The following is a 13134-nucleotide window of genomic DNA, read 5'->3' as shown; positions in this document are numbered from 1 at the left end:
GTGCGTTTCATCAATCCCTATCCTTACGGCCACCCGCCCCGGAACGAGGACCTCCAGCGCGCGCTCGCGGCGGCGTTCCGGGGCCAGGTGGTCGACGGGGGCGATCGCGTCCTCACCGAGCTGGACCGAGCAGCGCTCGACGCCATCGGACCGGCGCTCGAGATCTGCGAGGACAAGCCTTGCTTCGACGAGCGCGGCCGCGCGCCGCACGGGCTGCCGCAACTCGGGATCGTGCTCGCGGCGGAGGGCGGGCCGGTGGGCCGGGTGGACCTGTACCCGGAGAACCGTTCGATCTACTGGCGGGGCCTCGACTGGAAGCAGTGGTGCGGCTGGGCCGAGCTGAGCGTTCCGCGCGCGCTGCTCGAGCAGCTCGCCGCGCACGGCGTGCCGGGGCCGCTCGAGGACGTGACGCGCTGGAGCAGCGAGGAAGGCGAGCGCGCGCGGCGCGAATGGCGCAAGGCGATCCCGCCGAACCTCCAGGGCCCCTGGTGCGCCTCGGCCGATCGCCTCCTCGACCCCTGGCACATCCTGGAGGCCGCAGCGTGGATCGGTCAGGCCGGCGCGAACATGCGCAAGGCCAGAGGGCTCCTGGAATGGTACGGCGCGGGGTCGGGGCCGTTCGCGCGCCGGCCCGATCACGAGCTCCTCCCGCGGCTCCTGCTCGGCCGCTTCCTCGGCGAGGATCTCCAGCGCGCGCTCCAGTCCCAGCCGAACGACCAGGTGCTCGCGGGCGCCGGGCGCCATCTCCTGGACGCCGGGCCGCTCTCCCCGGGCGCCCGCGCGCAGCTCGATCCGCTCGGTGCGAGGCTCCGTGAGGCGATCATCGACGCGGTGCGCCGGCTCGCGTCCGACGCGGACGCCGATCTGCTCCGCGAGCGGCTCTTCCCGGCGCCGTTCGTTCCGCCGGAGCACACCGCGCCGGTCGGCGCCTCGAGCACGCTGCACCTGCGCCGCCCGGTGGCCGCCGGCGACGCGGTGGTCGCGGTGGATTTCCAGGACATCGTGCGCCTCGAAGGCGGCGCGCGCACCGTCCTCGGCAAGCTCCTTGGCGACGCGGTCCTTGCGGTCCGGGGCAGCCGGTTGCTCGTGGGCAAGGGCGGCGGCGTGCAGGAGCTCGACGCGCGGGGGAACGTCGTGGCCGTGCACCCCGCCGCGACCCCCGAGCAGGCGGCTGCGGCGCGCGCGATCACCGCGGCCTGGTCCGCGCCGGCCGCAGCGCCGGCCCTGGGCGAGCCGCTCGGCCCCACGCCCGAGGAGCGCGAGACGTTCGAGGCGCTCGCGCACCTCGGGCTCGGCGCGCCGCCCTCGGCGCGCGCCGTGGGGCGCGATCACCTCGAGGCGGGCGGGCGCGCGATCGTGCGCCGCGGCGAGGCGGGCGCGCCGCCCCGGCGGATCCCGCTGCCCGGGCGCGCCGTGCTGCACGCCTTCTCGGCGTCGCACCTCGTGCTCGCGCTCGACGCGGGCGACGCCTGCCGGATCGCGTGGGTAGAGGACGGGAGCGACGCGCTGCGCCTGTCGCCGCCGCTCCGGATCGCCCCGCGCGCGCTCCGCTTCCTGCTCGCCACGGGCGACGCCGCGCTGCTCGGCGTCGACCTGGACGCCGGCGAGGTTGTGCTGCGCGTCGGCATCGAGCGCGCCGGCGGCGAGCAACCCGAGCGCCCCTGAGCGCTTACCTGCCGCTACCGCAATTCGCCCTTCGGCTGACGACGAGCTAGGCCGCCGGGAGTGCGCTCGCATACGCTCCTCTCCCATTCGCCATGACCCGTCCTCGCCCTGGCCTGCATCTCCCGCTCGCTGCCTTCGCGCTCTTCGCCTCGCTGCAGCCGCTCGCCGGGTGCGCAGCGCCCGAAGCACCGCCGGACGAGGTGCTGCGCCGCGCCTTTCCCGACCAGGCCGCGGCCGTCCTGAGCGTGGGTCCGGGGTTCCTCCGGAACGGCGGCGGGCTCGAGCGCGCCGCGGCCGCGCGCCACGGCGGCGTCGCGGTGAGCCTGCCCGCTGAAGGGAGCGAGGCGATCGTCTTCGAGCTCGCGGGGGGCGCGACGCTCCGGGTCCGCGAGGTGGGGGCCGGAGGCGAGGCGATGCTCACGGAGCGCGCGGTGGTCTACCGGCGCGCGGGCGGGTCGTCGTTCTGGACGGCGACGCCGGACGGGGTCGAGGAGTGGCTGCTGCTCGAGGCGGAGGCGGTGCGGCGCGACGCGCCCGTGGCCGCGTGGGAGGTCGAGGGCGGCGCACTGGCGGCGCGGGACGGGGCGATCGAGATCGCCGACGCGGCGGGGGTGGTGCGGCTCCGCGTGACGGCGCCGGCGGCGTACGCGGCCGGCGGGCGCGAGGTCGACGCGCGGCTGGCGGCGCGCGGGGCGCGGATCGAGCTGTTCGTCGACGCGGAGGGCGAGCAGGTGCTCGTCGATCCGGCGTGGGTGCCCGCGGGGAGCATGGGGTTCGGCCGCCGCCGTCACGCGATGGCGGAGCTCGGGACCCGCCTGCTCGTGGCGGGTGGTCTCAACCAGGAGTCCGCCAAGCTCCGCACGGTGGAGATCTACGATCCGGCCGACGGTACGTGGTCGCCCCCCGCGGAGCCGGGCAACGAGATGAGGACGCCGCGCGCCGACCACGCGATCGCCGCGCTCCACGACGGGCGCTTCCTCGCCGTGGGCGGGGACGTCGGTCCCATGGGCTCCACGTACGAGCTGTACGATCCGGAAGACAACACGTGGGGGCCGGAATCCCCGCCCGCCATGGGCGTGGTCGCGCCGCTCTACCAGCAAACGGTGACCGTGCTCCCGGCAGAGCACGCGATCACCGCCGGAGATGTCCTGATCGTCGGGGGCACGTCGGATCTGAACAACTACACACCGCTGCGCTACGTCTTCCGCTTCTTCGAGAGCACCGATACGATGACGAGGGGTCCTGACCTCGAGATCGCCCGCACCATGCACGCGGCCACGCGGCTCGCGACGGGCGAGATCCTGGTCACCGGCGGCTACGACAACCCGTCCGGGCTCCGGAGCACCGAGCTGTACGATCCGGCGACCAACACCTGGGCACCGGGGCCGATGATGCGCAGCGAGCGCTACCAGCACACGGCGACGCTGCTCCAGGACGGGGACGTCCTCGTGGTCGGGCATTCCTCCGGGGCAGAGATCTACACGCCGGGAGCGCCGGGCCCGGGGGCCTTCAGCGAGGCCGGGAGCTTCGAGAACTCCAATCGATTCCGGCACTCGGCGACGCTGCTCCCGAACGGCTGCGTGCTCGTCGCAGGCGGGCAGAGGGCGGGGATCAGCTTCGCCGACACGTGGCTCTACGACCCGGTCACGACGGGATGGACCGGCGCGCGGCCGCTCATCGCGGCTCGCTCGTTCCACACGGCGACGCTCCTCGATGACGGCTCGGTCCTGATCACGGGCGGGGAATACCGGGATTCTGCCGAGATACGCAGGGCACACGCGACGTCCGAGCGGTACGTCCTCGGCCAGGCCGGCGAGGCGTGCGGGGCCGGCTGCGAGTGCCAGACCGGGTTCTGCGTGGACGGTGTCTGCTGCGACACGGCGTGCGAGGGCGCCTGCGACGCCTGCGCCGAGGCGGCCGGCGCGAGCGCCGACGGCACGTGCTCGCCCGTGACGGGTCGCGCCTGCGACGACGGCAACGACTGCACGAGCGACGATGCCTGCGACGCGGGCACCTGCGCGGGCGAGGCCGACGACGCCGCGACCTGCGACGACGGGAACGAGTGCACGCGCGACGCCTGCAGCGGGGGCGAGTGCGTCGGCACGCCCGACGACGCCGCGGCCTGCGGGAGCCAGGGTCTCTGCACCATCAGCTCCTGCCGGGGAGGAGCCTGCGTCGTCGAGGCGATCACCTGCGAGGCCACGGACGAGTGCCACACCGACGGCGCCTGCAACGAGGAGACCGGCGCGTGCGTGCCCCGGAAGAAGGTCGATGGGGCGCCGTGCGAGGGGGATGGCACGTGCCTCGGTGGGCGCTGCGACCACGTCGCCGCTCCAGCGACATCGTCGTCGTCGCAGGGCGGCGAGGGGGGCGCGGGCGGCGGGGTCTCGCCCCCCCAGGAGGAGGGCGGCCCGAGCTGCGACTGCAGGGTCGCCGGCCCGGCTGCGCCAGGCGGGGGCGCGGCCGCTCTGCTGCTCACGGCGGCGGCGGCTTCGCGCGCCGCACGACGGCGCCGTCGGCCCTGCCCGACGGGGGCTCGTTGCCCTCGTTGACCCAATAGATCGCGCCGGCGAAGGCCGCGATCGCCGCCGGCTTGCGCTGCCCCTCGGCGAGCGTGAGCACCGCTTCGGCGCCGCAGCCGACGCCGGGCGCAGCGCCGCGGGGCAGGCCCTTCACGGTGCCGTCGCCGCGGTTGGTCCAGTAGACGAAATGCTTGTCGAGCGCGATGCCGTACGGGCCGCCGCACCCCTCGACGAGCACCTCGCGCCTCCCGCCGTCGACCGCCCCCCGCACAACCTCCCCGCTGAAGTTGTTGACCCAGAACACCTCCGCCGGGTCCCTCGGGTCGAGCGCGATGCCGTACGGCGTATTCTCCCGATCGCCCACGCTCACCGGACCGGCGAGGCCGTCGTTCGAGCACCAGACCGCGCCCGTGTCGGCGACGCCCTGGTCGGTCCAGCAAACGACGCTGTCCGCCGCCGCGATGCGGTAAGGAAAACCGGCGTCGACGACCGGCTCCGTCATCTGCCCGCTCAGCGCCGCCTGGCCCACGCCGCCGGACACCTCGTTCCTGGGGAGCAGCGTGAAGAACAGGTGCTCACCGTCGGTCGCGAGCCCCTCCAGGAGGCCCGTCGTTCCCGAACTCCGCTCGTCCAGCACGACGGCGGCGTCGCCGACGCCGGCGCTCCACCGCATCAGCGCGCTGCCGGCCGCGCCGACCCCGCGGTTCGTCCAGAAGACCTGGCCGGTCGCGCGGTCGAGCGCGATCTGGCGCGGCGCAGCCTGCCCCGAGGCAAGCGTCTCCGGCGCGCCGCCCGCGAGCGCGACCCGCTTCACGGCGCCGTCGCCTTTGAAGTCGCCCGGACCGCTCAGGGCGCCCTGCTCGGTCCAGAACACGGCGTCGTCGCTCACCGCGAGCGACCCCGGGCTGCGCTGCCGCGCCGCCAGGACGACCGGCTGCTCCTCGTCGCCGGCGCAGAACGGATCGCCGGTTTGCTTTCGAGGGCAGCTCGCGGTGACCGGAGACGCGACCACGAGGGGCGCGGGCGAGTCCGGCGAGCAGAGCGCCTCCGGGAGCGCGATCCGGCCCTCGGGCGTGCGGCGAGCGCCGGCATCGCTCTCCGCGTCGAGCGGCACGAAGCACCCGGAGCCGACGCAGACGCCGTCTCCCTCGGTCACGATCGCGACGTTGACGTCGCCATCCGCCGCGATCGTACACCCCGCCAGGTCGACGTCGGCCGGAACCGCGTCGCCGAAGCAGCGCGCCACGTCGAAGCAGGCCCGGCGCAGGACGTCCTCCTCCACGTAATCGGGCAGGAGCTCCGCGCGCACGAGGCGATCTCGGCACTGCCCGGCAAAGCACGTTTTGTCCCCCGGACACACGCCCTTGGTGTCGTCGGCCTCGTCCATGCTGCACAGGAAATGGAGCGGCGCCCAGAGCGTCGCCACGCGATCCTCGGGGACGGTCGTGATCACCGCGTGCTCCACGCGGACCTGACCGCGCAGGATCGCCCGCACGCGGAGGCTGATCTCCCGGCCGGGATCCTCGGAGACCGTCAGCCCCTGTGTCGCGGGCAGACTGACACCCTCCGGGCCGAGCGGGAAGCGCTGGTTGGCGATGACGAGTTTGCCGCCGGAGAGGACCTGTAGATCGAAGTGATCGAGGTCCTTGGGAACGGCCATGTCGGTCTGGATGGCGACGATGAGCTCCCCCGTGACGGGCGCCGAGCACGCCGCCTGGGTCACCGCGAGCGCCGCCGTGGCCGCCGTGGGCCAGCAGGGCGCCCTCACCACCGGCCTCCGAACGCGGTGGGGCGCGTGGGGCCGAGGGTGCCCTCGATCGGCGGGGCCGGCGGGGGCTGGAGCAGGAGGACGCCGACGACGACGGCGACGCCCGTCGCGACGAAGATGGCGCCGCCCGTGAGCCACACCCCCGTCCGCGGACCACGCGCGACCGGCGTCAGGCCGACGCTGAGCCGGCTCAGCTCGTCGTCCTGGATCACGATCTCCGACTCATAGGGCGTCATCCCCGGCGCCGTGACCCGCAGCGCATGGCGGCCGCTCGGCACGGTGCCGTCCCACTGCCCCTGCCCCAGGAGCTTGCCGTCGAGCGCGATGCGGGCGTCCGGCGGCGCGATCACGGAGAGCTTGCCGGCGTGGACCCGCGGCTCCAGCTGGATCTGCACGACCACCTCGGCGCCGGGCGCCACGCGCTCCACCCGGACATGCTCCTTGAAGCCCGGCTTGTCGACGCGGATGCGCCGCGTCCCGGAGTCGACGATCACCTTGCCCGAGAGCGGCGTCTTCCCGGCCGGCGCGTCGTCGATCGTCACCTCCGCGCCCGCCTCGCTCACCGCGATGTCCAGGTGCCCGACAAGGGATCTGGCGCCCCGCTCGAGGGCGTCGATCGTCGCCCAGTCCTGCGGGGTCATGAGGCCGCGGTCCTCCCGCCTCAGCCGCTCGACGAGCGTGAGCACGTGGCTGTACCGGTGCATCCTGTTCTTGCAGACGGCCATGTTCCAGAGGAGGCGCACGTCCTTCGAGAGCGCGTAGGCGTGCTCGAACTTTGTGAACGCGTTGGCGAAGTCGCCATTGCCAAAGAGGCTCTTCCCCAGCTCGTAATCGGCCTTGGCCGCGCCGGTCAGCACCTCGGCGAGCGGCGCCGCGGCGGGCGCAGCAGGGGTCGCGGCCGGCGCGGCCTGCTGCGCTGCCGCTCCGCGGGCCGTGGTCAGCGTCAGGAGGACGATCGCGGCCGCGGGCCGCATCGCCGGCATGCGTAAGCGCATCGATACCTCGTCTGGAGAGGGTGCCGCCGGTCGAAGACCGGTCATGCCTATCTCATTTGAGAGGGATCGCGAAGGGGTTCGTGGGCTCGACGGGCGGCGGCGCGGCCGGCGGCGGCGAGCTCGGCACCGCCGCCGGCCGCCGGCGCGGCGGCGCCTTCGCGGGGCGCTCCTCCGCATCGACCGGAGCGGCCGACGGCTGCGGCGGCGCGGCCGGCGCCGGCTCGCGCGCCGTCGCCGGCGGCTCCGACGCGATGAGCGGGCCCGCCGGGTCGCCGGCCGCGCCTGGCTGCGCGCGCTGCGGCGCCCCGTCGTCCTGCGCGATCGCCGCGCTCGACAGCGACGCCTCGTCCACCGGCGCTCCGCGGCGCAGCGCGACCGCGGCCGCCAGCGCGAGCGAGGCCATCGCGGCCGCTCCGAGCGCCACCATCACGGTCCTGCGCCGCGCTGGCTTCGCGGAGGTCCGCGCGAGCCCCCGCGTCGTGCGCAGGAAGGTCTCCATCGGCCCCGGCTCGGTGATCGCCAGGGTGTCCGGCTCGGGGCCCGCCGCGGGCGCGCTGGGCCGAGGCGTCGGCGGCGCGCCGAGGATCCGCGCAGCGCACTCCGCGCGCTCCTTGGCGCCCGCGGGCGCGAAGGGAGCGAGCGCGTGCGCCAGATCGGCCACGGTGGGCCACCGCTGCGCGGGATCCTTCTGGAGGCAGCGGAGGATCGCAGCCTCGAGCGCCGGGGGGATGTCGCTCCGGAGCTCGCTGGGCCGGACCGGGTCGGCGCTCGCGACCTGCAGGACGAGCTCGGCGAGCGCCGGGGCCTCGAACGGCGGCCGCCCCGTGAGCAGCCGGTAGAGGATCGCGCCGAGCGCCCAGATGTCGGAGCGGGCGTCGACCGAGCGCGACGAGCGCATCTGCTCGGGCGACATGTAGATGGGCGAGCCGAGAATCTCCCGCGTCTGCGTCAGCGACGCGCCGCCGCTCTCGCTGCCGCCCGGCAGCTCCTTCGAGATCCCGAAGTCGAGCACCTTGATGAGCTTCGCCCCGCCGGGCGTCGTCGTGAGGAAGAGGTTCGCCGGCTTGAGATCGCGGTGCACGATGCCCGCGTTGTGCGCCTCGGCCATCGCCACGCAGACCTGCAGGACGTAGTCGGCCGCGTCCAGGGTGCTGAGCGGCCCGCGGTCGCGGAGCACCTCGGAGAGATCTTCGCCCTCCAGATACTCCATCACGATGTACGGGACACCCGAGTCGAGCTCGCCGACATCGAGCACCCGCACGACGTGCTCGCCCTTGAGGCGAACCACCGCGCGCGCCTCGCGGAGAAACCGCTGCGCGAGCGCCGGGCTCCCGTCCTCGTCGCTCAGGAGGAGCTTGATCGCGACCCGCTGCGGCAAGAACAGGTGGCTCGCCGCGACCACCATCCCCATGCCGCCGCGGCCCAAGACGCGATCGACCCGGTACTTGCCGGCGATCACCTCTCCTTCGACGACGGGTGCGTTCATGCGAGCTCCGCGCAGCGCGCTCTGGCACGGGGGCAGCCGCCACCCGAATCTGCTGTGGTCGATGGTAGCACACGCGCTCGTGGCGCAGCGACCTGTGTCCACGAGCCTCGGCGGAGCGCGATACGATGCCACGATGACGCTCTCACCTCGACACATCTCCAGGGCGGTGGGCTCGCTCGCCCTGCTCGTTCTGCTCGTTCAAGCCGCGTGCGGCGGCACGGTGATCATGGACGGCGGCGGGAGCGGCGCGGGCGGCGCTGACGGCGCTGACGGCGCCGCCGGCCCGGGCTCGACGACCACCTCCTCCGCCGCGCCTTCGCCGACGACCGCGCCTTCGCCGACGACCGCGCCTTCGCCGACGACCTCCGGCAGCCCCGCGCCGCAGGTGAGCGCGGTCGTCTATGGCGACGCGACCGTGACCTTCCGCATCGCCAGCCTGCCCCTGTCCTGCAGCGATCCCGAAGCGCGCCCCACGTTCTCGCCCTGCAGCGACTGGTGGGCTCTGGAGCTCAGCATGCCCGCGTCGATGCTCGCCGTCGGCGAGGTGGATACGGCGAGCGACGATTTCAGGATCTTCGAGACGTCATCCAGCGCGGATTGCGGCGGCACCGGGGCCGTCACCGGGGGCGTCGGCGCGGGCTTCGGCAGGTTCACCATCACGGCGATCGAGCCGACGTCGGTCGACTTCGAGCTCTCCGACGTGGGCCCCCTGTTTCCCGGCCAGGACCCGAACGGCCGCCACGTGGCGGCCCGCTGCGCCTCGCGCTAGCGCGCGGGACGCGGGGTCGCCGGAGGACCTCGGTCACACTTCCAGATCCATCCGCGACCTGACACGTCGACGGGTCCACTCGACGTTGACCAAGCGGCGCCCACCCGTCCGCGGGCGCGTGGACTTCGTCCGTCCGGAGCCCCGGGAGAAAGCCCATGTCCATTCGCACCTGGTTTCGCACGGCCCGCGTCCGCCACGGACTCGCCGCCAGCGCCGTCGTCCTCGCCGCCGGTAGCCTCGTCCTCGCCCGATCCGCCGCCTCAAACCAGGGCCCCTCGAGCGCGTTCACCGCGGTCGCCGCGAGCGGATCGAACAGCGCCTCCTTCTCGGGGCCCGGCGCTCACGGCACCTTCGCCCTCAGCCACACCAAGGTGCTCAGCGGCGGCGAACAGCGCGTGTTCGCCGAGCTGATCGTCGAGGCCGACCCCGTCGAGCAGGCCAGGGAGCGCGCGCCGCTCTCGATCGTGATCGTCCTCGACACCTCGGGATCCATGGCCGGCGAGAAGCTCGATCAGGCCAAGCGATCGGCCGTCCGGCTCCTCCGCGACCTGCGCGACGACGACGAGATCGCCTTCGTCCGCTACTCGAGCGACAGCGAGCTCCTCCAGCCGCTCGCCCGCGCCGGCCGCGTCCGGGCCGACCTGATCGCCCGGGTCCTGGAGCTCGAGTCGAGCGGCGGAACCAACATCGCGCCCGCGCTCGCCCAGGGCGTGCTCGCCCTCGCCGACGCCGGCAAGGGCCGCGTGCGCCGCGTGATCCTGGCGAGCGATGGCCTCGACGGCACGCGAGCCCAGAGCGAGCAGGTCGCCCGGGAGAGCGCCGGGCGCGGGATCACCACCTCGTCCATGGGGATCGGCCTCGATTTCGACGAGGCGTACATGGGCGCGGTCGCCCAGGCGGGCCGCGGCAACTTCGCCTTCGTCAAGGACGCCTCGGCCCTCGCCACCTTCCTCCAGCGCGAGCTCAAGGAGACGGCCGCCACGACGATCGAGAGCGCGTCGGCCCGCGTGAAGCTCCCGGCCGGCGTCCGCCTCGTCCGCGCCTCCGGCGCCGACGCGAGGCCCCTCGCCTCCGGCGCCGAGGTCGAGCTCGCGCTCGGCTCGCTCTTCTCCGGCGACGAGCGCCGCGTGATCCTCGAGCTCGCGGCCTCGCTCGACCGCGACGTGACCCGGGCCGTCGAGGGGCAGGTGAGCTGGAGCCGGGTCGGCGGCGACGCCGTACAGGCCCGGATCGCCGGGCTCCCCCTGACCGGCTCGACCTCCGCCGAGGCCGTCGAGGCGGGCAAGGACCTCGCGGTCCTCGCCGACGCCATGAGCGTCGTCGCCTCGCGCCGTCAGCTCGAGGCCGCCGACGCCTACCAGCAGGGCGACGTCGGGCGGGCCCAGCGCCTCATCGATGAGAGCATGAACGAGCTCAACGCGGCCGTCGCCTCCGCGCCGCACGCCGCGGCGGCCCCGCTCCGGAAGCAGCTGATGGAGTACAAGGCAACGCAGAAGGAGTTCCTCTCCGCCCCGCCCGCGAGCACCGCGGGGAAGGCGGCGGCCAAGCGCGCGGTCGAGAAGGACATCTCCAACCTGTCGAGGCGCTGACGATGCGACGCCTGGTCGCCTTCGTCGCCGCCACCGCGCTCTCGCTCGGGCTCGCCTCGCTCGCGCTCCGGCTCGGCCCGGTCCCGGGCTCGCTGCTGCTCGTGGCCGCCGCCGTCCTCCTCGCCGTCGCGGCGAGCGGGGCGTTCGCCTCGCTCGCCGTCGCCGGGGGCGCGCTCGGCGCGCTGGCGTTCGGCGTCCTCGGCGCGACGTCCCCGGCGGCGGCCGGCGCCGCGCTGGCCGGCCTGTGCTTTGCGGAGCGCTCGGTCCGGGTGCGGGGCAGGAGCGCCCGCCTGCTGCACATCGGAACGGCGCTCTCCGGCGGCGCCCTGGCCGGCTCGCTCACCGCCGCCTTCGGCGCGGGGTCGCTCGCGCTCCGCGGGGTCGCGCTCGTGGTGTCCGCGGTGCTCGTCGCGCTCCCCTTCCTCATCGACGCCGACGACCCGGTGGCCCACGCCCTAGACGGCGCCGCCGGCGAGATCACGGGCCCCGCGCGCGCGTCGCTCCGCGAGGGCGCGGAGCTCCGCCGGACGGTCGTGGACGAGGAGCTGCTCGATGGCAGGGCGGCGCGCCAGGCCCGGGCGACCTGGGCGTCGCTGCTGCGCCTCGCCGAGGCGCGGGCGAGGCTCGAGCGCACGCTCGCGGTGGGCCGCGCCGCGAAGGAGCGAAAGGCGAGCCCGGGGGAGGCTCCGCCGGCCGGCGCGACGGCGGCGGAGACGCCGGCCGAGGCGGTGATCGGCAAGGTGGACGCGCGGATCGCCGATCACGTCGCCGCGCTGACGCGGGCTTACACGGCGGTGAGCGCCGCGCAGGCGGCGGAGGCGAGCCTGGACGACGCGGCGCTCGTCGGGGTGGAGGCGATGGGCGATTCGCTCGAGCAGGTGAGCAAGACGATGGTCGAGGAGGTCTGATGCGCGCGCGAGGTGTGGCTGCGTGCCCCCTCGCCGCCAGCAACGCCGCTCGGTACTCTCGAATGGACTGGCTCGTCGTGGTGCTACGGCCGGCAAACCGCGCAGCCTTCCCGTGCCATACTGGCCGGCCATGCACATCATGAGCCTCGTCGCGCTGGGCGCGCTGATCGCCGGGCTGGCCCTCGGCGTCGTCGTCACCCGCGGCCTGCACGCCAATCCACGGAAACGGTTCTGGAACGCCCCGCTGGGCCCCACCCGCTACCGGCGCGCCAACTTCCCGCTGGGAGGCACCCTCGCCGGCCTGGTCGCCCTCGCCCTCTGGGCCTCGGGTCACCCCGACGGCGCGCTGATCGCCGCGGGCGCAGGCATGGGCATGGCCGCCGGCGCCATCGGCGTGGGCCTCGCCGACCCGCTTCGCTGAACTAGAGCTGCACCGCGCGGGCAGATAACCTAGAACACCCATCATGTTGAAACCGGGAGAAATTTCACAGGGAGGCGAGGAGGCGGGGAGGAAGAAAAAAAAGAATCTCTCCCTCTCGCCGTCTCTCGCTCCCCGCCTCCTCGCCTCCCTGTGAAATTTCTGCTTTCTTTCAGGGTTTCAACCCGTTGTCGCTCTAGTCGTGGAAGACCGCCTGCTCGCCTTGCTCGCCGCGCAGGAACGCCAGCGCCGCGCGGGCGAACGGCTCCTTCCACTCGCCGAAGATGGGCGCGTGTCCGCTGTTCGGCACGAGCCACAGGCAGGAGCGCGGGATGGCGCGATACATTTCCAGGGCGATCTCGGCCGGATAAAGGGGATCGCGGTCGCCGCTCACGATCATCGTCCGCGCGGTGATGGTCGACAGGTAGGGGCGCGTGAAGTTCATGTCGTCGTAGCTGTCCGCGAAGCGCCGCGGCTGGCGCCACAGCGCCCGGATCTGCGCGTCTCCGAGCCTGTGGCGGCCCCTCATCTCCTCCCATTCCGCCTCGGATCGGCCCTCGTCGGAGACTTGCCGCATGATCGCCCTGGCCTGCTCAGGGAAGTACGGAGTCGCGGACACGAGGACCATCGACTCGACACGCTCCGGCTGCTGCGTGGCCAGGTGCAGGAGCGACTTGGCGCCGAAGCTGAGCCCCATGGCCCGGAACGCCTTCACCCCCAGGTGGTCGAGGAGGGCGAAGACGTCGAGGGCACACTGGCGAAGGGTGATGGTTCCGGCCGGGTTGGTCGACCGGCCGTGCCCCCGCAGGTCGGGGACGATGACCCGGTGATCGCGCCCCAGCTCCGCGAGATCGAGCGCGTGAGCCCAGTCGGCGCCCGCCCCGGTGAAGCCGTGAAGCAGCACGAGCGGCGGCCCCTCGCCGCGAAGCTCGTAGTACATGTCGATGCCGTAGACGGACGCGGTCCGCCCGAGGTCCTGCGCTGTCTCCATTCGCTCCTCCGATCGCTCGGCCG

At 74.0% G+C, this 13134-nt stretch carries 10 protein-coding genes; 6 read left to right on the top strand and 4 right to left on the bottom strand.

Annotated elements, in window-relative coordinates:
* Positions 1-1665: a hypothetical protein gene (locus WMF36_RS05795; protein WP_437578604.1), complete on the top strand. Its 1665-nt coding sequence runs from the start codon at positions 1-3 to the stop codon at positions 1663-1665.
* A gap of 92 nt (positions 1666-1757) precedes the next feature.
* Positions 1758-4217, top strand: coding sequence for a Kelch repeat-containing protein (locus WMF36_RS05790; protein WP_437578603.1), 2460 nt, complete (start codon positions 1758-1760; stop codon positions 4215-4217).
* On the opposite strand, the gene WMF36_RS05785 is transcribed toward WMF36_RS05790, so the two are convergent.
* Genes WMF36_RS05785 through WMF36_RS05775 form a run of 3 tightly spaced genes read right to left on the bottom strand, consistent with a single transcriptional unit; the run spans position 4141 to position 8436 of the window.
* Entirely contained in the window at positions 4141-5955 is a 1815-nt protein-coding gene (locus WMF36_RS05785; RefSeq protein ID WP_437578602.1) for a hypothetical protein, read from the bottom strand. The two genes, WMF36_RS05790 and WMF36_RS05785, sit on opposite strands and share 77 nt — an antisense overlap.
* A complete protein-coding gene (locus WMF36_RS05780) occupies positions 5952-6950 on the bottom strand; it encodes a PEGA domain-containing protein (protein ID WP_437578601.1) in 999 nt (332 codons plus the stop codon). Before WMF36_RS05780 ends, WMF36_RS05785 begins: the two co-directional genes overlap by 4 nt.
* A gap of 52 nt (positions 6951-7002) precedes the next feature.
* Entirely contained in the window at positions 7003-8436 is a 1434-nt protein-coding gene (locus tag WMF36_RS05775; protein WP_437578600.1) for a serine/threonine-protein kinase, read from the bottom strand.
* Positions 8437-8569: 133 nt separating this feature from the next.
* On the opposite strand from WMF36_RS05775, the gene WMF36_RS05770 reads away from it, so the two are divergent.
* From WMF36_RS05770 to WMF36_RS05755, 4 genes are all read left to right on the top strand, one after another.
* Positions 8570-9205, top strand: a complete 636-nt coding sequence (locus tag WMF36_RS05770) for a hypothetical protein (RefSeq protein WP_437578599.1) — start codon at positions 8570-8572, stop codon at positions 9203-9205.
* Between the two features lie 155 nt (positions 9206-9360).
* The gene (locus WMF36_RS05765; RefSeq protein ID WP_437578598.1) at positions 9361-10794 is read left to right on the top strand and encodes a vWA domain-containing protein; all 1434 of its coding nucleotides are present in this window, start codon (positions 9361-9363) and stop codon (positions 10792-10794) included.
* Positions 10795-10796: 2 nt separating this feature from the next.
* A complete protein-coding gene (locus WMF36_RS05760) occupies positions 10797-11702 on the top strand; it encodes a hypothetical protein (protein WP_437578597.1) in 906 nt (301 codons plus the stop codon).
* Between the two features lie 130 nt (positions 11703-11832).
* Positions 11833-12123, top strand: a complete 291-nt coding sequence (locus tag WMF36_RS05755) for a hypothetical protein (protein WP_437487150.1) — start codon at positions 11833-11835, stop codon at positions 12121-12123.
* A gap of 193 nt (positions 12124-12316) precedes the next feature.
* Here the strand turns inward: WMF36_RS05755 and WMF36_RS05750 are convergent, their stop codons facing one another.
* On the bottom strand, positions 12317-13111 hold the full coding sequence (locus tag WMF36_RS05750; protein ID WP_437578596.1) for an alpha/beta fold hydrolase: 795 nt from the start codon (positions 13109-13111) through the stop codon (positions 12317-12319).
* Positions 13112-13134 lie beyond the last annotated feature (23 nt).

This window comes from Sorangium sp. So ce887 (assembly GCF_051521455.1).
GTDB lineage: Bacteria > Myxococcota_A > Polyangia > Polyangiales > Polyangiaceae > Sorangium.
The sequence above is the reverse complement of the archived record's forward strand: the minus strand, read 5'-3'. Positions and strand labels throughout refer to the sequence as shown.

Bases quoted from the DNA above. Each gene is read 5' to 3' on its own strand.
- WMF36_RS05770 (WP_437578599.1), top strand. From the start codon at position 8,570: ATGACGCTCTCACCTCGACACATCTCCAGGGCGGTGGGCTCGCTCGCC.
- WMF36_RS05775 (WP_437578600.1), bottom strand. From the start codon at position 8,436: ATGAACGCACCCGTCGTCGAAGGAGAGGTGATCGCCGGCAAGTACCGG.
- WMF36_RS05765 (WP_437578598.1), top strand. From the start codon at position 9,361: ATGTCCATTCGCACCTGGTTTCGCACGGCCCGCGTCCGCCACGGACTC.
- WMF36_RS05750 (WP_437578596.1), bottom strand. From the start codon at position 13,111: ATGGAGACAGCGCAGGACCTCGGGCGGACCGCGTCCGTCTACGGCATC.
- WMF36_RS05790 (WP_437578603.1), top strand. From the start codon at position 1,758: ATGACCCGTCCTCGCCCTGGCCTGCATCTCCCGCTCGCTGCCTTCGCG.
- WMF36_RS05755 (WP_437487150.1), top strand. From the start codon at position 11,833: ATGCACATCATGAGCCTCGTCGCGCTGGGCGCGCTGATCGCCGGGCTG.
- WMF36_RS05760 (WP_437578597.1), top strand. From the start codon at position 10,797: ATGCGACGCCTGGTCGCCTTCGTCGCCGCCACCGCGCTCTCGCTCGGG.
- WMF36_RS05780 (WP_437578601.1), bottom strand. From the start codon at position 6,950: ATGCGCTTACGCATGCCGGCGATGCGGCCCGCGGCCGCGATCGTCCTC.